The organism is Nocardia sp. NPDC005998, from assembly GCF_040614395.1.
GTDB lineage: Bacteria > Actinomycetota > Actinomycetes > Mycobacteriales > Mycobacteriaceae > Nocardia.
Genome location: NZ_JBEXUI010000007.1, coordinates 49,000 through 67,986 on the forward strand (window position 1 = coordinate 49,000; position 18,987 = coordinate 67,986).

At 66.6% G+C, this 18,987-nt stretch carries 15 protein-coding genes; 8 read left to right on the forward strand and 7 right to left on the reverse strand.

The genetic code is table 11. From position 1 onward, the window contains the following. Positions 1–162 precede the first annotated feature (162 nt). The 3 genes from ABZ293_RS12920 (at position 163) to ABZ293_RS12930 (ending at position 3,876) form a co-directional block, all read left to right on the forward strand. Positions 163–648 carry a hypothetical protein gene (locus tag ABZ293_RS12920; RefSeq protein ID WP_354959680.1) on the forward strand — a complete coding sequence of 162 codons (486 nt, stop codon included), beginning with the start codon at positions 163–165 and terminating at the stop codon, positions 646–648. Between the two features lie 127 nt (positions 649–775). Further along, the gene (locus tag ABZ293_RS12925; protein ID WP_355180110.1) at positions 776–3,037 is read left to right on the forward strand and encodes a molybdopterin-dependent oxidoreductase; all 2,262 of its coding nucleotides are present in this window, start codon (positions 776–778) and stop codon (positions 3,035–3,037) included. A 215-nt stretch (positions 3,038–3,252) separates the two neighbouring features. Next, positions 3,253–3,876: a pyridoxamine 5'-phosphate oxidase family protein gene (locus ABZ293_RS12930; RefSeq protein ID WP_355180112.1), complete on the forward strand. Its 624-nt coding sequence runs from the start codon at positions 3,253–3,255 to the stop codon at positions 3,874–3,876. Positions 3,877–3,890: 14 nt separating this feature from the next. Here the strand turns inward: ABZ293_RS12930 and ABZ293_RS12935 are convergent, their stop codons facing one another. After that, complete coding sequence (locus ABZ293_RS12935) at positions 3,891–4,328, reverse strand: GtrA family protein (protein ID WP_355180363.1); 438 nt, start codon at positions 4,326–4,328, stop codon at positions 3,891–3,893. A 235-nt stretch (positions 4,329–4,563) separates the two neighbouring features. Between ABZ293_RS12935 and ABZ293_RS12940 the strand changes: the two genes are divergently transcribed. From ABZ293_RS12940 to ABZ293_RS12960, 5 genes are all read left to right on the forward strand, one after another. Further along, complete coding sequence (locus tag ABZ293_RS12940) at positions 4,564–6,024, forward strand: FAD-binding oxidoreductase (RefSeq protein WP_355180364.1); 1,461 nt, start codon at positions 4,564–4,566, stop codon at positions 6,022–6,024. Continuing rightward, the gene (locus ABZ293_RS12945) at positions 6,021–6,782 is read left to right on the forward strand and encodes a decaprenylphospho-beta-D-erythro-pentofuranosid-2-ulose 2-reductase (RefSeq protein WP_355180114.1); all 762 of its coding nucleotides are present in this window, start codon (positions 6,021–6,023) and stop codon (positions 6,780–6,782) included. The genes ABZ293_RS12940 and ABZ293_RS12945 overlap by 4 nt, the downstream gene beginning before the upstream one ends. Positions 6,783–7,104: 322 nt before the next feature. Beyond that, entirely contained in the window at positions 7,105–9,177 is a 2,073-nt protein-coding gene (locus ABZ293_RS12950) for a galactan 5-O-arabinofuranosyltransferase (RefSeq protein WP_355180366.1), read from the forward strand. Positions 9,178–9,529: 352 nt separating this feature from the next. Continuing rightward, positions 9,530–11,266, forward strand: coding sequence for a glycosyl transferase (locus tag ABZ293_RS12955; protein WP_355180116.1), 1,737 nt, complete (start codon positions 9,530–9,532; stop codon positions 11,264–11,266). A 68-nt stretch (positions 11,267–11,334) separates the two neighbouring features. After that, positions 11,335–14,637 (forward strand): arabinosyltransferase domain-containing protein, encoded by a 3,303-nt coding sequence (locus tag ABZ293_RS12960; RefSeq protein WP_355180118.1) that lies wholly within the window; start codon positions 11,335–11,337, stop codon positions 14,635–14,637. Between the two features lie 87 nt (positions 14,638–14,724). Here ABZ293_RS12960 and ABZ293_RS12965 read toward each other — a convergent pair whose 3' ends face one another. From ABZ293_RS12965 to ABZ293_RS12990, 6 genes are all read right to left on the reverse strand, one after another. Further along, positions 14,725–15,714 (reverse strand): pyridoxal-phosphate dependent enzyme, encoded by a 990-nt coding sequence (locus ABZ293_RS12965; RefSeq protein ID WP_355180120.1) that lies wholly within the window; start codon positions 15,712–15,714, stop codon positions 14,725–14,727. Between the two features lie 197 nt (positions 15,715–15,911). Then, on the reverse strand, positions 15,912–16,550 hold the full coding sequence (locus tag ABZ293_RS12970; RefSeq protein ID WP_355180122.1) for a hemerythrin domain-containing protein: 639 nt from the start codon (positions 16,548–16,550) through the stop codon (positions 15,912–15,914). 52 nt (positions 16,551–16,602) lie between these two features. Further along, positions 16,603–17,094 carry a DoxX family protein gene (locus ABZ293_RS12975; protein ID WP_355180124.1) on the reverse strand — a complete coding sequence of 164 codons (492 nt, stop codon included), beginning with the start codon at positions 17,092–17,094 and terminating at the stop codon, positions 16,603–16,605. 13 nt (positions 17,095–17,107) lie between these two features. After that, positions 17,108–17,569: a carboxymuconolactone decarboxylase family protein gene (locus tag ABZ293_RS12980; protein WP_355180126.1), complete on the reverse strand. Its 462-nt coding sequence runs from the start codon at positions 17,567–17,569 to the stop codon at positions 17,108–17,110. 37 nt (positions 17,570–17,606) lie between these two features. After that, complete coding sequence (locus tag ABZ293_RS12985) at positions 17,607–18,392, reverse strand: NAD(P)H-binding protein (protein WP_355180128.1); 786 nt, start codon at positions 18,390–18,392, stop codon at positions 17,607–17,609. Beyond that, complete coding sequence (locus ABZ293_RS12990) at positions 18,389–18,946, reverse strand: carboxymuconolactone decarboxylase family protein (protein ID WP_355180130.1); 558 nt, start codon at positions 18,944–18,946, stop codon at positions 18,389–18,391. The genes ABZ293_RS12985 and ABZ293_RS12990 overlap by 4 nt, the downstream gene beginning before the upstream one ends. Positions 18,947–18,987 lie beyond the last annotated feature (41 nt).

Below are 18,987 nucleotides of genomic sequence, written 5' to 3' on the forward strand. Positions count from 1 at the left end.
ACGGCCCGCCAATAGATGCCCGGGTGATAGCTATTGCGCACCGGGTGAGACGAATCCGACAGTCAACAAGATCTTTTGTACAACCCGTAACGCTCTGCCCACCCCGTCCCGATACCCACCACGTATGCAGGACCCAGGTCTATCGGGGAATGGAGAAAAACAGTGCGCACCACGTTTCCGACTTCCGCTTCGGCGGCAGATATGACTGCCGCGGCGCAGGACTACATCCAGCGCGGGTGGACGATCGCTGAAACGGCCAACGGGATCTGCCTGATCACCGACGAGGACGTATCGGGCATCGAGATCAGCGGTGAGCTGGCCGGCGAGGTTCGCCGGTACCTGCGCGCTAACGACCTTGCCGGCCCGGTGATCGAGATCCCCGGTGCCGAGCGTCGCGAGATCCACTTGGTCACCGGCCTGCGCAAGGCCGCGATGGCGCTGGAGGCACTGCGCGAGGCGGGCGCCACCGTCTACACCGACGGCGACGGCATCCCGCTGCCCCCCACCCAGCTCACCACCGGCGAGGCATGCTGGGGCGTCGCCCCGGGCGAGGCCCGCTGGATCCCGCCGGTCGTCGCGCTCGGCGCGGCCGTTCGCTCGGCGCTCACCCGGCGCGGCGCATCCGCCGTGGCCAGCGTCGCCTGCTGAGCTCACGCATCCGTCGGGCGGGGTCCGCACTGCCCTGACCGACCGTGACCGGTATCCGTTCATTCGCGGATACCGGTCATTCTTGTTTCCGCATGCGCAGACATCCATCGCGCGCGATGATGTGGATATGGCCCAGATCACTGATGACACCCGGACGCTGTTGCGGACCTGCCCGCTATGCGAGGCGGTCTGCGGACTCGAGCTCACCCTCGACGCGCAGGACCGGGTGACCTCGGTTCGCGGTGATCGGGACGATCCGTTCAGCAGGGGGTTCATCTGCCCCAAGGGGGCCAGCTTCGGACATCTGGATCAGGATCCGGATCGGCTGACCGCCCCGATGATTCGGGATCGGGCCACCGATACCTGGCGCACCGCCTCCTGGGACGAGGCATTCGATCTGATCGCCGAGCGGTTCCCGGCGATCGTGGCCGAGCACGGAAATCAATCGGCAGCACTGTATCTCGGCAATCCGAACGCGCATACGGTCGCGGGGGCGCTGTATGTACCCGTGCTGATCCGGGCGCTCGGCACCAAGAATCTGTACTCGGCGAGCACCGCCGACCAAATGCCCAAGCAGGTGGCGAGCGGATTGATGTTCGGGGATCCACTGACCGTGCCGGTACCGGATCTGGATCGCACCGACTATCTGCTCATGCTCGGCGCGAATCCGCTGGAGTCGAACGGATCACTGTGTACCGCACCGGACTTCCCGGGCAGGCTGAAGGCGCTGCGCAAGCGTGGCGGCAAGTTCGTCGTGGTCGATCCCCGGGTGACCAGGACCGCGAAGCTCGCCGACGAGCACCTGTTCATCCGGCCCGGTAGCGATGCCTATCTGTTGTTCGGGATCGTGCATACGCTGTTCGCGGAAAACCTGACCGATATCGGGGTCGAGGTGGCGGGACTGGACGAGGTACGCAACGCCGCCGCGGAATTCACTCCCGAGGTGGTCGCTCAGCGAACCGGCGTACCCGCCGAAACGGTACTGCGGCTCGCCCGTGAGCTGTCGGCCGCGCCGACCGCGGCGGTCTACGCGCGCATCGGCACCTGCACAGCCGAATTCGGTACGGTCACGCAGTGGCTGGTCGAGGTGATCAATGTGCTCACCGGCAATTTGGACAGACCCGGCGGCGCCATGTTCGCGAATGCCGCGGCCGGTGGCATCAATCGCACCAAGCCGTTCCGCACCGGGCGCTGGGCCAGCCGGGTGCGCGAGCTGCCCGAGGCGATGGGCGAACTTCCGGTGGCGACGTTGGCCGATGAGATCATCACGCCAGGGGCCGGACAGGTGCGCGCGCTCGTCACCGTCGCCGGGAATCCGGTGCTGTCCGCGCCGAGCGGGCCGCGGCTGGATGCGGCGTTCGCGGAGCTGGAATTCATGGTGAGCGTGGACCGGTACCTGAACGAGACCACCCGCCACGCCGATGTGATCCTGCCACCGCCGCGGCCGGTGCAATCGCCACACTACGATTTCGCGCTGCTGCAGTTCGCGGTCCGCAATTACGCGCGGTACTCACCGCCCTTGGTGCCACTGGGTGAGCAGCCCTCGGAGGCCGCGGTGCTGGCACGCCTCGGGGCAGCGCTGACCGGCCAGCCGCATTCGGGCGCCGACGGACCGGATCCGTTGACCGCCGTGGACGAGTTGGTCATCGCGGGCACACTGCACAAGGCGGGTATGGCGGAGCGGCGGCCCGAACTCATCGGGGCGAACAGCACCGAACAGCGCATCGATATGCTGCTGCGGCTCGGGCCGTATGGCGAATGGAATGCCGACGCGAGCGACGGGCCCGAAGGCGGTAGCTCGCGTAACCACGAAGGGCCCCCGGAGCGCCGTGATCAATACAGCACGCTGAATCTGCGGGTGCTGCTGGACAATCCGCACGGCGTCGATCTCGGTCCGCTGCAACCGCGACTGCCGGGAGTGCTGCGTACGGCATCCAAGAAGGTGGAGTTGGCGCCGCAGCCATTGCTGGACGATGTCGCGCGGATGCGCTCCCGGCTCGCCGACGCCGCGCCGGACGTGGTGTTGATCGGACGGCGGCAACTGCGATCCAACAATAGCTGGATGCACAATATCCCCACGCTGGTCAGCGGATCGAATACCTGCACGCTGCATATCAATCCGGCGGATGTGGCGCGGTTGGGGCTCGGCACTACCGCCGTGGTTAAGTCCGCCGCCGGGACGCTGACCGTGCCGCTGGAGCCGACCGAGGCCATCATGCCGGGGGTGGTGAGCCTGCCGCACGGTTGGGGTCATACCGATAGTGCGCAGCCGGTGGCCAGGGCGCACGCCGGGGTGAATGCCAATGTGCTGACCGATGATTCGGTCGTTGACGTGCCGTCCGGGAATGCGGTCTTCAATGGCGTTCCGGTGACCTTGACACCCGCCTGAATTCATCCCGAATCCGACCGGCCGCGCATAAGATCCCGGCCGGTCGGATTGTGGCTAACTCACGGAAACCCTTGCGCTGACCAAACATTCAGTGCATTCTCAACGTGGATTTCGCTGCTTTGCCGGACTAAAATGGACGAAATTTCGGTTTAGTCGCGGGTTCAGCGCGGAACCTACTGAGTCGTGCCGGATTCCAGCTACCAGAGGGGGCGCAGATGCCCGGTACAAGTTGCGGCAGTGACGGCGAGCACGAACTACAGGACAGGTACGGCACGCAGGACCGGGCCGAACGCTTCTACCAGGACCAAGTGCTCGATCGGCTGAATCCGACAATGATCGAATTCATCGCCAGGATGGATATGGCCTTCATCGCCACCGCGGATGAACACGGCGAATGCGATGCCAGTTTCCGCGCCGGTCTGCCCGGTTTCCTGCACGTGATCGACGACCGCACGATTGCCTACCCCGAATACCGGGGCAACGGCGTCATGGCCAGCCTCGGCAACATCCTGGAGAACCCGCACGTAGGCATTCTGCTGATCGATTTCGTCCAGGACCTGATCGGACTGCACATCAACGGCTCGGCCCGGATCGTCGACGATCCCGCACTGCGCCACACCGTGCCCGAACTCCCGAAGAGCGTCAAAGGACGTGCCGCCGAGCGCTGGGTGGTGGTCGATGTCGAGGAGGCGTACATCCACTGCCGTAAGCACATCCCGCATCTGGTACCCGCGGCACGGGAGCAGCGGGATTGGGGTACCGACAATGTGCGCGCGAAGGGCGGGGACTACTTCGGCGCGAAGGCGCAGGTCAACGGCGAGGTCCTGGTTCCGCGCTGATCCGGCGGGTTCCCTCAGCGGAGCTTGAAGATGACCACGCGCTGGACGATGAAGTTGATGACCGTGGCGGTGCCCTGAGCGATCACGAAGGCCAGCGGCTGGCGCCACCAATCGCCGGGGAGGGTGGCGTAGAGCACCTGGTTGATGCCGACCTGGACGGCGAAGGTGACGGCGTAGAGGATCACCACCGCGACGAACCGGGCGCGACTCGGCGGGGCCTGGAAGGTCCAGCGGCGATTGATCAGGTAGGCGGTGGTGGTGCCCGCAATGAAACTGATCGACTTGGCGACGCTGACCGGCAGGCCGATCAGATTCAGCAGGAAGCTGTAGATCCCGTAGTCGACGATGGCCGACAGGCCGCCGGTGAGGGTGAAGCGGACGATCTGCGTCTTCAGGTCGACTTCGGTGCTGTTTTCGATTCGGCGCTCCCGAGGCCCTACCTGCTTATGCAGGCCGCCTCCTTCGGGCGCGTCGCTCGCGCCGGCAGACTCGTCGACCGGCGGCAGTTCGGCCGGGAGCGGCAGGTGGGGTTCGGCTTGCACGCCGACGAGCGTAACGGCGTGACGAGGAACACGCGGACCGAGCACCGCTTGGGCATTTGTCCGGCGCGATGGAACCCATGTCGGACCTCACATACTGGGGAGTACGGCGACGCCGACCGGATCTCGGCTCATGCATGTAGCCTCTATGCCGATGTCCACGAAAGCTCCGACCGCCACCACAACCGGTAACACCGGCAATGTCACCGACGGCACCTTCACGCTGCCGACGCGGACCAAGGCATTGACCGGGTGGGGTCGCACCGCACCAACATCTTCCGAAGTGCTCTCGACCAGCGATCCCGAACTGATCGCCAAGGCCGTCGCCATGGTCGCCGAGGACAACGACTCCAAGCCGGCCCATCTGCGCCGCGGCATCATCGCGCGCGGGTTGGGACGCTCCTATGGCGATCACGCGCAGAACGCGGGCGGCCTGGTCGTCGATATGACGGCGCTGAACAATATCCACCGGATCGACCGGGACACCCGGATCGTCGACGTGGACGGCGGCGTCAGCCTGGACCAGCTCATGAAGGCGGCCCTGCCGTTCGGGCTATGGGTTCCGGTGCTGCCCGGCACCCGCCAGGTGACGATCGGCGGCGCCATCGCCTCCGATATCCACGGCAAGAACCATCACAGCGAGGGCAGCTTCGGCAACCACGTGCGCTCGATCGATCTGCTCACCGCCGACGGGCAGGTGCAGCACATCACGCCCAAGCGCAATGCCAAGCTGTTCTGGGCGACCGTCGGCGGCAACGGGCTCACCGGCATCATCCTGCGCGCCACCATCGAGATGGCGCCCACCGAGACGGCATACTTCCTCAACGACGGCGTGAAGACCACGACGCTCGATGAGACCATCGCCGCGCACAGCGATGGCAGTGAGGCGAACTACACCTACTCGAGCGCGTGGTTCGACGTGATCAGTCCGCTGCCGAAGCTCGGCCGGGCCACCATCACCCGAGGTCGCCTCGCCAAGGTCGACGAACTGCCCAAGCGATTGCAGCGCAAGCCGCTGAAATTCGATGCGCCCCAACTCATGACGGTTCCGGATATCTTCCCGAACTGGACCATGAACAAGCTGACGCTGATGTCCATCGGCGAGGCGTACTACCGCATGGGCGGCAACTACACCGGCAAGGTGCAGAATCTGACGCAGTTCTACCACCCGCTCGACATGATCGCGGAGTGGAACCGCGGCTATGGTTCGAATGGCTTCCTGCAGTACCAGTTCGTGGTACCGACCGAGGCGGTCGAGGAATTCAAGCGGATCATCATCGATATCCAGGCCTCCGGGCACTACTCGGCGCTCAACGTTTTCAAGCTGTTCGGTCCGGGTAATCCGGCACCGCTGAGCTTCCCGATGCCGGGCTGGAACATCTGCGTCGACTTCCCGATCAAGCCGGGGCTGAACGAGCTGGTGAGCGAGTTGGACCGCCGCGTCATGGAGTTCGGCGGGCGGCTGTACACCGCGAAGGATTCCCGCACCACCGCGGAGACCTTCCACCAGATGTACCCCCGGATCGACGAGTGGATCAAGATCCGCCGAAGCGTCGATCCCACAGGCGTATTCATGTCCGATATGGCGAGAAGGCTGGAGCTCCAGTGATTAATGCCGTAGGCAACCCGCAGACCATTCTGCTGCTTGGCGGAACCTCGGAGATCGGCTTGGCGATCTGCGCCGAGTACCTGCGCAAGAGTCCGGCGCGCATCATTCTGGCCGCACTGCCGGGCGATCCGCTGCGCGAGGATGCCGTCGCCCAGATGAAGGCGGCGGGCGCGACCGAAGTCGATGTCATCGACTTCGATGCGCTCGATACCGACAGCCACCCGAAGGTGATCGACGCGGCCTGGGACGGCGGCGATGTGGATGTCGCCATTGTCGCCTTCGCGCTGGACGGCGATCCGGAAGAGCTGTGGCAGAACCAGCGCAAGGCCGTGCAGGTCGCCGGGGTCAACTACACCGCGGCGGTTTCGGTCGGCGTGCTGGTCGGCGAGAAGATGAAGAAGCAGGGCTTCGGGCGGATCATCGCCATGTCCTCGGTCGCGGGTGAGCGGGTACGTCGCTCGAACTTCGTCTACGGCTCGACCAAGGCCGGACTGGACGGGTTCTACCTCGGCCTCGGCGAGGCACTGCGCCCACACGGCCCGCGGGTGCTGGTGATCCGGCCGGGCATGGTGCGGACCAGGTTCTCCGCGCACGTCAAAGAGGCTCCGCTCACGGTCAACAAGGAAGACATCGCGGCGCTGGCGGTTTCGGCGTCGCAGCGGGGCAAGGAATTGGTCTGGGCACCGGGCACCTTCCGCCTGGTGATGATGATCCTGCGCCATATCCCGCGCCCGATCTTCCGCAAGCTGCCCATCTGATCTCCCCGAGCCGCACCTCGTCCACCGCGCACGCCTTGCGCGGGACGGGTGCGGCTCGTCTGTATCCGCAACACGCGGTTCCGTGGCAGCCCAGAGCCGACGCCGTTATAAAGTCCGGCATCAGCGCACGCCGCGGCGGCGTCGCGGTTCGCCGGGACCGGTCGATGCGGGATTCGGCACCCTGCCCGTGCGAGCGGCCGGGCGGCGTGGCAAGTTCGGAGCCGACCTCGAGCCGTCGCATTGTCGAAGGAGCACTCCGTTGAGCACAGTCACGGCAGAACGCGCCGAGCACTCCGCACCGGAGCGTGGCCGTGGGGCGCTGCTGGTCCGGCATATCGGCTCCGGGGTGGGTGAAGCGGTGCTGGCCGCGGTGGTCGCGACGGTGGTGGCCGCCATTGGGCTGGCGGCGTTTTCGATGGTGCAGTGGCCAGCGTTCAATTCGTCCAATGTGACCCGTGCGCTGACCACCGTCGGGCAGGTCGGGGCCGCGGTGCTGCTGGGGGTGGCGATCTGGCTGGTGCGGGCGGGGCGGTGGCCCTGGGCGGCGAAAGCGCTTTCGTGGGCGGGGATTTCGACGTTCGTCACGGTAACGCTCGGAATGCCGCTGGCGGCGACGAAGCTGTATCTGTTCGGCGTCTCGGTGGATCAGGAATTCCGCACCGAATATCTGACGCGGCTGACCGATAGCGCGGCGCTGCACGATATGACCTACGCCGACCTGCCCCCGTTCTATCCCGCCGGGTGGTTCTGGATCGGCGGTCGGGTGGCGAATGTGCTCGGGATGGATGGCTGGGAGGCGTTCAAGCCGTATGCGATCGGGTCGCTCGCGGTCGTCGCGGTAATCGCATACGTCTTGTGGTCCAAGCTGATTCGCGCCGACTGGGCGATCGGGGTCACCGCGGCGACGACCGCGGTGACGGTGGCCTACGCGTCGCCGGAGGCCTACAGCGCGGTCATCGTGCTGCTGCTGCCACCCGCGCTGGTACTCGCGTGGGGTGCGCTGTACCGCCCGCTCGCGGTGTCGAGCGCGGTTGCGGGCACGGCATCGGATGTCGAAGCGGCGACCGGTGGCGCTGTCACGTCAGGTCACGCTGCGGCACCGAGTACCGATGGCATCGCGAGCAGCGCCGCAGCATGGGATGGCGCAGCCGCGTCGGTCGACAGCGCGGATGACGGTGGTGCGGATCGCGCCACGGCCGGGGGCTGGGGTGCGGTGCTCGGCGCCGGTCTGTTCCTCGGGATGGCGGCCTCGTTCTACACGCTGTACTTCGCGGTGGCGGCCTTCGCGGTCGGACTGATGGGTCTGGTCTCGGCGGGGCTCGCGGTGAACCGGTCTCGGCGCGGGGCCGGATCGGGTGTGGTGTGGCGGGCGGCGGTGCCGCCGCTGGTCCGGTTGCTGGCGATCGGCGCGATCGCGGGTGTGGTCGCGCTGGTCGTGTGGCTGCCCTTCGTACTGAAGATGCTCAGCGGGACAATGCCGAGTTCGGGGACGGCGTTCCATTATCTGCCGGAAGGCGGGGCGGAGTTGCCATTGCCGATGGCGGAGTTCTCGCTGCCCGGCGCTTTCTTCCTGCTCGGGACCGCTTGGCTGGTGCTGCGGGCCGGATCGTCACGGCGGGCGCAGGCGCTCGGCATCGGTGTGGTGGCGATCTACCTGTGGTGCCTGCTGTCGATGACGGCGACCGCGGCGGGCACGACATTGCTCTCGTTCCGGCTGACGCCGGTGCTCGAGGTGCTGCTCGCGGCGGCCGGTGCCTTCGGTTTCGTCGAGGGCGCACGGGAGGCCTACCGGGCCTTGAACGAGCCGGGGCGGTTCAAGATCGCGGTGGTCGTGGTCGCCGTCGTCGGCGCGCTCGCGTTCACCCAGGACATCCCGCGGGTGCTGAAGCCAGAGATCACCACCGCCTACACCGATACCGACGGCCATGGCGAGCGCGCCGATAAGCGGGCTCCCGGCGCGGCGGCGCACTACCGCGATATCGATGCGGCACTGCTCGCACAGACCGGCCGACCACGCTCGGATTCGGTCGTACTCACCGCCGATACGAGCTTCCTTTCCTTCTACCCGTACTACGGTTTCCAGGCACTCACCTCGCACTACGCGAACCCGCTCGCCGATTTCGCCGGCCGCGCCGCGACCATCGAGGCCTGGAGCAAGCTGGAATCCCCCACCGCGCTGGTCGACGCGCTGAACAAGAGCCCATGGCGCGCGCCGGACGCGTTCCTCTTCCGCAGCAGCGGTGACGACTACACCCTGCGCCTGGCCAAGGACGTCTACCCCAACGACCCCAATGTGAAGCGCTACACGGTGAGCTTCCCCAAGAAACTCTTCGCTGACCCGCACTTCACCACCACCGTTATCGGCCCGTTCACCCTGGTCGTGGTCAATCGCTGACCCGCTCGATTCATCAGTGCTACCGCTGTGAACGGTCTCGTCGTCGACGCATGATTGCGCGAGGACATGGGTAACTTGCCGGGGACCGACCAACCGAACCCGCATTGACCGACGGCAGCCTCGCGGCACTCGAGCCGCAGCTGTTGCCGGGCGGGACACAGGGTAGTTGGGTACGGTGAACGGCTGATTCAACCGATAACGGGAGAAGTTTGTTTTGCGGATCGAGGCACCACCGGCAATAGGCGTCGTCACCAGGGGATCGACACCGGCTGGCGGGCCTGGACCTGATCGGCGAACGGCCGAGCCGACACGGCGACGGATCCGGGTCGGCCGGAGTGATCTGGTCGTCTCGGTGGGCTATCTGGCGCTGGCCGTCACGGTGCTCTCGGGGCAGTGGCGCAATACCCACAGCGGGTATCTGATCAAGAGTGGTCAGGACCAGACCATGTGGGAGTGGTTCTTCGCGGTCACCGCCCATTCGGTGGCGCATCTGGAGAATCCGCTCGGCACGAATCTGCAGAACTTCCCGGCCGGGGTGAACATGATGGCCAATACCGCCATGTTCGGGGTCGGGGTGCCGTTGACGCCGGTCACGCTGCTGTTCGGGCCGACGGTCACCTTCGTACTCGTTCTCACGCTCGGGCTCGCCAGCACCGCCATCGCCTGGTACTGGCTGTTCTCGCGGGAGTTGGTGCGGTCCCGGCTCGCCGCCGCGATCGGCGGATTGTTCTGCGGATTCGCGCCCGCGATGATCTCGCACGCCAATGCGCACCCGAACTTCGTAATGCTGGTGCTCCTGCCGGTCATCGCCCTGCTGCTGATCCGGATCGCACGCCGAGCGACGGCGGACCCGACCGACGACTCCGGCGCGAGCATCGCAAAGACCAGGCCGCGCAGGCGAGTTCGCGATGCGGTCGCGCTCGGTCTGCTGGTCGCGACGCAGATCGCACTCGGCGAGGAACCGCTGCTGATCTTCGCGCTCGCCTTCGGGCTGTTCGCCGTCGTGTACTACCTGCACACACCGCGCACCGGCTGGCGGGTACTGCGCGCGGTCGCGCCGACCGTCGCATTGGCGGCGGTGATCACCCTGATGCTCACCGAGATTCCACTGTGGTGGCAGTTCTTCGGACCGCAGAGTTATCGCTCGATCGATCACGGGCCGATGGGCAACGATCTGAAGGCGATCGTGCAGTTCCCCTCCGAATCGCTGGGTGGGCTGTTCGCGCCGGGGCAGTACGTGGCCATCAACGACACCGAGCAGAACGCCTACTTCGGCTGGCCGCTACTGCTATTGCTGGTCGTGACGGTCGCACTGTTCTGGCGCGACCGGGTGGTCCGGGCCGCGGCCGCGGTGATCGTGGCCTTCGGTGTGCTGTCAGTGGGTGCGGTTGCCATGTTGGGCAAGCAATCGACCGGAATCGAATTGCCATGGCAGTGGGCCGAAAAGGTCCCGCTGCTCAATACCGTGCTGGAGACCCGGCTCACCATGGCGGCAATTCCGGCCATCGCGGCGGTGCTGGCGCTGGCGACGCAGCGGGCGGTCACCTGGTGGCGGCGGTCACCGGTCGATTGGCGGCCACTGGCCTGGTTCCCGGCGCTGGCCCTGGCGTTGGTTCCGCTCGCCCCGACGATCCTTCCGGTGATCGAGCGCGCGCCCACGCCGGAGTTCTTCGCCGACGGGACCGTGCGGCAGTACGTGAGCGGCGGTTCGGTCGTGCTGGTGCCGCCACCGCGCCCCGCCGGGGCGCAGGCGCTGCGCTGGCAGGCCGACGCGAATTTCGACTTCCCACTCGCCGGCGGCTATTTCGTCGGCCCGACCGGCGCGAATAAGAAGGGCATCTACGGACCGGACTTCCGCCCGACCACCGCCCTACTGGTCCGCGCCCAGGACACCGGCGACGTCCCGCCCATCGACGCCGAGACCCGGGCGCAGGCATTGGACGATCTGCACTTCTGGGAGGCCGATGTGGTCGTACTGCCCGCGACCAAGAATTCCGAGGTGCTGCGCACCACCATGACCCAACTGCTCGACCTCGCGCCGCGACAGGTCGATGACGTGTGGCTCTGGGACGTCCGGCCGCTGCGCTAGCCGGGGTGCGGAGCATGGATCATCTCGGTGGCGGGGGTCACCAGCGGGGGTGGTTAGCATGGTCCCTCGTGCGACCGGACCGAACTTCTGCGGCGTTCACCCGCAACCGCTTGATCGCCCTCGTCTCCGGACTTCTCGGATTCGTGCTGGCGCTGCTGACACCGTTGCTGCCGGTGAAACAGGACCAGGCCGCGCTCGACTGGCCGCAGGCGGGCAGCACCAGCGTCGAGGCCGCACTGGTGTCGTATGTGCCGCTGCGGCTGCATGCGACGCTGCCGTGTTCGGTGGTCACCGCCGGGCCGGGCACGGTTGTGTCGACCATTCCGGTCGCGTCGGGTCAGGCGAGCGCCAAGGGGCTGGTCGTCTCGATCGCCGATGGCACGCTCTCGGTGCTGCAGCGCGATATTCCGCTGCTGTCGGCGCCCGTCGCGGAGATCGCCGGGTGCGAGTCCGTCACCATCGACTCGACGGCGGCGGCGACCACGGTGGAATTCGTCGGTGTGAAACGCCAGGACGGTACGCCGTTCCGCAATGCCGTCACCCGTGATATCCGCCCGCAGGTGGTCGGCGTCTTCACCGATCTGGACGCCGGGAAGCTCGATGGCGCGAAACTGCACGCCGATATCGACGCGCGCTTCTCCTCGACACCGTCGGCACTCAAACTCGGTGCCATGATCGCCGCGGCGATCTGCACCATCATCGCGCTGATCGCACTGCATCTGCTCGACAATGCCGATGGACGGCGGGCCCGCCGCTTCCTGCCCGCGCACTGGTGGCGGTTCACCCTGGCCGATGCCGCGGTGCTCGGCATCCTGGTGCTGTGGCATTTCATCGGCGCCAACACCTCCGACGACGGCTACATCTTGAATATGGCCCGGGTCTCCGAACATTCCGGGTACATGGCCAATTACTACCGGTGGTTCGCGGTGCCCGAGGCTCCGTTCGGCTGGTCCTACGAGGTACTGGCCTGGATGACCAGGATCTCCGATGCCAGCCCGTGGATGCGGCTGCCGACGCTGGCCGCCGGAATCGTGTGCTGGATGGTGATCAGCCGAGAGGTGCTGCCGCGCTTGGGCGCCCGGGTGCGCAGGAATAAGGTCGCGCTGTGGACGGCCGGGCTGGTCTTCCTCGCCTTCTGGCTGCCCTATGACAACGGACTGCGCCCCGAACCGCTGATCGCCGCGGGCGCGCTGCTGACCTGGTGCTCGATCGAGCGGGCCATTGCCACCGGGCGGCTGCTGCCCGCCGCGGTTGGTGTGCTGATCGCGGCATTCTCGTTGGCGGCCGGTCCGACCGGGCTGATCTGTGTCGCGGCGCTGATCGCGGGGTCGCGGCCGATGCTGCAGATCATTATCCGGCGGGCCCGCGATGCCGCGGGAACCCTGGCCGATACCGAACCTCGGACTGCTACCGCTCCGGCCGATCACAGCACCTCGCGCCTGGCCTCCGTTTTCCGCTACGCGGCGCTGCTCGCGCCGGGACTCGCGGCCGGAACTCTCGTGCTGGTTGTGGTTTTCGCCGATCAGACGCTGGCGACGGTCATGGAAGCGACCCGGGTGCGCACCCTGGTCGGGCCGAATGTGGCCTGGTTCGACGAACGGACCCGCTGGGATTCGCTATTGATGCTCTCGCCGGACGGATCGCTGGCCCGGCGCTTCGGTGTGCTGATCATGCTGCTGTGCCTGCTGGTCTGTGTACTGCAGGTGCTGCGGAAGGGGCGGATTCCCGGCACGTCGCGTGGGCCGTCGGTGCGGATTCTCGGCATTGTCTTCGCCTCGCTGCTGCTGATGATGTTCACCCCGACCAAGTGGACCCACCACTTCGGCGTATACGCCGGGCTGGCCGGGTCACTGGCCGCGCTCGCGGCGGTCGCGGTCGGCACCAATGGGATTCGGTCACCGCGTAACCGCGCACTGTTCGCGGCGGCGGTGCTGTTCCTGCTGGCGATCACCTTCACCGGCTCCAATGGCTGGTGGTACGTCTCCAGTTACGGCGTGCCGTGGTGGGATAAGGCGCCGCTGATCGCGGGTAAGGGCCTTTCCACGCTGTTCCTCGGGCTCAGCGCGGTTGCGCTGGTGGCCGCGGTGTGGCTGCACTATCGCGCGCCCTACCGCGAGAAGTCCGATGCGCCGGGCCGTTTCGAGCGTTATGCCTCAGCGCCGTTGACCATCGCGGCTGCGCTGCTCGTACTGTTCGAGGTCGCCTCGCTGGCCAAGGCGGCGGTCACGCAGTACCCGGCGTACTCGATCGCGAAGTCGAATCTCCAATCGCTGAACGGAAATACCTGCGCGCTCGCCAATGAGGTGCTGGTGGAGACCGATACCGCCGACTCACTGCTGCTCCCCTACACCGGCTCCCCCGCCGATGGACTGTCGACGGAATCAAAGGGATTCACCCCGAGCGGCGTGGCCGCCGACCTCACCGCCGATGCCGAGGAGACGGTGACCGGCGGTGCGAATTCGGTCAATAAGGATTCGAAGAACAAGACCACCAACACCACCGGCGCCGGTACCGGCGGCGGCACCAGTCAGCAGGCCGGAATCAACGGCAGCACCGTGGCCTTGCCCTTCGGACTGGATCCGACGCGGACTCCGATCATGGGTAGCTACCAGGAGAACGAGCAGCAGCAGGCCAAGCTGACCTCACAGTGGTACCGGCTCGATCTGACCGACAGCATGCGCAACGATCCGGCCTACCGAGTGCTCGCCATTACCGCGGCGGGCCGCATCCGCTCGGTCGACGCCGACGGCGTTGTCACCTACGGACAGGAACTGCACCTGGAGTACGGCGTGCGCGGAACCGACGGTGCGGTGCAGACGCTCGGTTCGGTCGATCCGCTCGATATCGGGCCCGCCCCGTCCTGGCGCAATCTCCGTGTGCCACTGGACAAGTTGCCGACCGAGGTCGATGCGGTGCGGCTGGTCGCGGTCGACAACGACATCACCAAGAAGCAGTGGCTGGCCGTCACCCCGCCCCGGCTGCCCAAGCTGGCCACCCTGAATTCCGTTGTCGGCCGGACCGATCCGGTTCTGCTCGACTGGCATGTCGGCCTCGCCTTCCCCTGCCAGCGCCCGTTCGACCACCACGACGGCGTCGCCGAGGTCCCGAACTGGCGCATCCTGCCCGACCGCGTCGGCTCCGACGCCGCCAATGCCTGGCAGGACGATATCGGCGGCGGACCGCTCGGCTGGACCGGACTGCTGCTGAAGTCCCAGACCATCCCCACCTACCTCGACCACGACTGGAAGCGCGACTGGGGCTCCCTGGAAAAGTTCACCCCCTACGCCCCCACCGCCCCGCCCGCGACCATTACGACAACCGTCGCAACGGTCAACGGCTGGCAGAAATCGGACCCGATCCGAGCCCGATAGCCCACTGCGCGGTGGGCATTCCAGCTCCGTGTCGCCGAAACACCGAGGCGGGCGCTCGGACCGCGGGCCGGCGCCCGCGACGGATGCTCAGTCGACCAGGTCGCTGGGATCGGTATTGGCTCCACACAGCACGACACCGATTCGTTCACCGTCGCGTGGCTGGTATGCCCGGGTAGCCAGCGCCGCCAAGCCGGTCGCCGAGCCGTGTTCGACGACGAGTCGATGCCGGTCCCACAGCTGCCGACGTGCCCGTACGATCGCTTCGTCGTCGACGACTACCGAGCGCACGTCTGTGGCCTTGGCCCAGGCCAGTGCGGCAGCGGAAACCCTTGGCGCGCCGAGAGAATCGGCCGCGATGGAATTCACGTCCACGTCGAGCACCGTGCCGGCAGCCAATGCGGCATTGAGCGCCCGGCTGCCATCGGGTTCCGTGCCGACCACTCGAATGCCGAAATGGTCGGCGACCGCGGCGATTCCGGAGAACATGCCGCCCGCGCCGACTGCGAGGACGATTGTGTCCAACCCGGCTACCGCGTCAACGAATTCGAGCATGATGGTGCCCGCGCCGGCCGAGGTCAGGTTGTCGTCGTAGGTGTAGGCGTCGATCGCACCGGTGCTCGCCATGAACTCATGGGCGGATTCCCGTGCGTGGTCCTGCGTTTCGCCTGCCAATCGAACCTCAGCGCCCAACCCACGCAGCCGCGCTACCTTGGCCCGAGGCGTCGAACCGGCCAGAAACACCGTCGCCCGCACGTCGAACGCCCTTGCCGCCCACGCGAATCCGATATCGGCATTGGCGCCGGTAGCGGACACGATACCGGCATCCGGCATGGCCTCGGTTTCGATCAGTCCCGCCATCAGGTTGGCCGCGCCGCGAGCCTTGAAAGATCCAGTGTGCTGCAGGAATTCGAGTCCCAGGAAAATTTCGGCGCCGCCCGTCTCGGTCGACGGCCGGGGGGAGCCGGCCACCTGCTCGTCATCCGATTGCCTGCCCATCGGCGCGATGGTCAAGGGCCGGACTACCCCGGCAATACGTGCGGCGGCCGCCTCGACCTCGCCATAGGTAGGAGTGCGCATCCGACGGTTCTCCTCATCGATCTCAGGTTTCCGTCGACGCCGCCAGGTCCGGCAAGACCCGGCGTGATCGCACTTGCCCTCATCTCAATACCGTCCGGTACTTTAATCGCAGCTCGGCGAGTCGGCACTGCGAGCCTCGAACCGCCGACGCACCGCCCTCGGCCTGAATACCCGGGTCCGAGGGCGGCTTGCGGCCTTCACGGAGTCGCCGTGCCCGCACTCCACCGATCGAGCGCGGCATACGCGGGCTGCCACTGATCGCGATACGCGGCACGCACCGGCTCCGGCAGCGGGGCGAGCAGCACTTGGACCGTCTGCTCGTCGGCACCGTCCAGCAGCCACGGAATCAGTTGCGGAGCAGCGGGACCGATGCGACTGCCGTGCAACTGACCGAACGCCTGCCACTGCTCCGGTGTCACGACCGCCTGAATCAGCGGCAATGCCTCGCCCTCCTCGTGCTTCAGGTGCCCGGTCAACCCGGTCGCCAAGGCATCGAGCAGACCGGCGAGGCGTTCCGGGCCACCGTCGGGATCGGCGAAGGTCGCGTCGATCTGCTCGAGCAGCGGATCGATGACGCCGTGCTCGGCCTCCATGGCGTCCAGCAGTGCTAACTCGTCGGGTCGCTCGGCGAGCGTCTGCCGCATCACCGGCCACAGCGCGTCATCCTCGGCGGTGTGGTGCACCAGAAGGGATTTGGTGAACATTTGCCAACCGGCGGCGGTGGCGAGGATCTTGCGCGGATCGTCGTCGATCCGATCGGCGATTTTGGCGATGTATTCGAGTTCGCGCCGCAGCGCATGGTGCATGGCGTACATCGTCGTCATGTCGAGGGTCACGGGTTTCTCCTGATGGAACGGTATGGATCGGTTGCGGCACCAAGGCCGACGCTCACGGACGCGCCGCTTCCGGCGGCGGTGCGGAGACCAGGGCGTGCAAAATGCCCCGCCCGATCCGCAAGGTCGCCCCGATCGGGTTGGGGCTCGGATCGCGGCGCGCCGTCGGCCGCAGCGCCCATGAAGCGGCCGCGAGTCCGGCGAGAACCGTTGCGGGCATGGCGAATTTGCGTGGATTGCCGTTCGCCAGATGCGAGGCCGCGCCGCCGAGATAGACAGCGAGGGAACCGGCGTAGGCCCACTCCTTGAGCCGCGGCATTCCCGGGGCCAGCAGCACTGCGGCCATGGGCAGTTTGCAGACGCCTTGAATCGTCAAGAAATACCTGGGGTAGCCCAACTGATCGAAGGTTTCGACCGCGAACGGCTCCCGGGTCAGGTCCCACATGCCGCCTTTGAACATCTCGGCAGCGACCGGCAGGGTCGTCACCCAGTACGCGGCGGTCCGGATCCGAGAAAGTGCGTCTGATCGCGAGTTCTGTGAAGTCATCGTCATACTCCGTTCAGGCCCAGCTGGCGCCCGCGGGCTCCTTGATGGTGGTGTTGAGGCGGTTGAACAAGTTGGTCAGCGCAATCATGAGAATGACCGCGGAGAGCTGGTTTTCGTCGTAGTGATCGGCGATCTCGTCCCATACGGCGTCCGGCACGGCATCCTCGGACTTGTCGGCGATCCGGGTGGCGACCTCTGCCAGCAGCAGCGCCGCCCGCTCGGCCGCACTGAACTCGCCGGATTCTCGCCACGCGGCGACGGCGAACAGCTTCTCGTCGCCGACCCCCGCCTTACGACCGCCCGCCAGGTGTGCGTGCACACAGGCGCTGCACCCGTTGATCTGGCTGACCCGCAGTGCAACCAATTCCAGCAGTTCGGCGGAAACTCCGCCCTGATAAGTGGCCTTGTAGAGGGTGTTGATTCCCTTCATCGCGTCAGGCAGAACCATGGCGGGGTTCTTCATGCGAGCGTTCATGTCAGGTGTTCCTCTCGGGGGAGTTGATAATTCGAAATCAGTGGTGGACGCGGGCCTGCTGGTCGAGCCAGTCGGCGAAGTCCGGACCGGACAGGACGGCATCCGGCCCGGGGAGCAGGGCGCCGCTCTCGTACAGGTCGCGGTCGGGGTTGGCCGGATCGCTGACCTCCTCGATCGGCCTGTCGTCCCCGCGTCGCGCGTTCACCAGCCGGGCCATCTCGGCCAGGTATTCGGCGCGCGGTCCGGCAATCTCCGGGAACGAGCCTGCTTGGTGCGCCGTCCACGCACCGGTCGCGAATTCGGCCAGCTGTTCGGCGACCGCGCGTGCAGAGACCAGTTGGGTACGCATCTTCGGGATGTAGATCGCCGAACCTTGTGCGCCCCACTGCATCATCTGTTCGACGAGCTCGTGGAACTGCGCGGCCCGCAGAATTCGGGTCGGCACCGGGCCCGCCAGCAGTGCCTGCTCGTGCACCAGCTTCGCGGCGTTGTATCCAGCGGTGGAGCCGTCGATGCCGATGATGGACACGGCCACGATCCGCTGCACCCCGGCCGCCTGCGCGGCCGCGTGCAGGTTGCGGGCCGAAGCGGTGAAGAAGTCGGTGGCTGCCTGCTGTTCGAAGGACGGCGTGCTCGACGCGTCGATCACTGCGGTCACGCCGTGCAACGCTTCGGCGAGTCCGGCACCGGTGACCACATCCACTCCGGTCGACCGCGACATCGCCACGACCTTGTGCCCTGCCTCGGTGAGCACGTCGACGATGTGGCGGCCGAGCCGTCCGGTGGCGCCCGCTACCGCGATCGTGCTGTCTGGCATAGTCATTCCGCTTCCTTTTTGTCGTGGGCGTGGTCCGTATGCCGGACCAAGGGCCAGTCGATGTCCACTCGTCCGGCCAGGACGAGGTAGTTGTCGAAGATCGCCAGCGCCACGTGAGCGATGACGTCGACGAGTTCGGTAGGCAGCAGTTCCGCCTGGGCTGTGGCGAGTTCGTCGTCGGTGATTGCGCCGCGGCGGCGGATCAGTGCCGCCGCAAAGGCAAGAATCGCCGCGTATTTCGGATCGTCGGCCGCGCCGAATCGGGCGTCGCTGAGCTCGTCCTCGGTCATCCCCGCGAGGCGGCTGCCGAGGAAGCTGTGCGCCGAAAGGCAGTAATCACAACCGTGCTCCTGGGCGACCAGCAGCCCGACGGCCGAACGTGCGAACGCCGGCATCTCGCTGCCGCCCAGCGCTTCGGTAAGGGCGACATACCCCCGCAGGGCGGCCGGGCTTTGCGCCATCACCTTGACGTTGTTCGGTGTGACGCCGAACAGCTGCTGGCTGACAGTGAAGAGGTGTCCGGCAGCGTCACCCGCGTTCTCCGGGTCTATAGGGGGCATTTGCGGCATGGGAACAGCGTGTTGCGGCCTGTTGATACTTT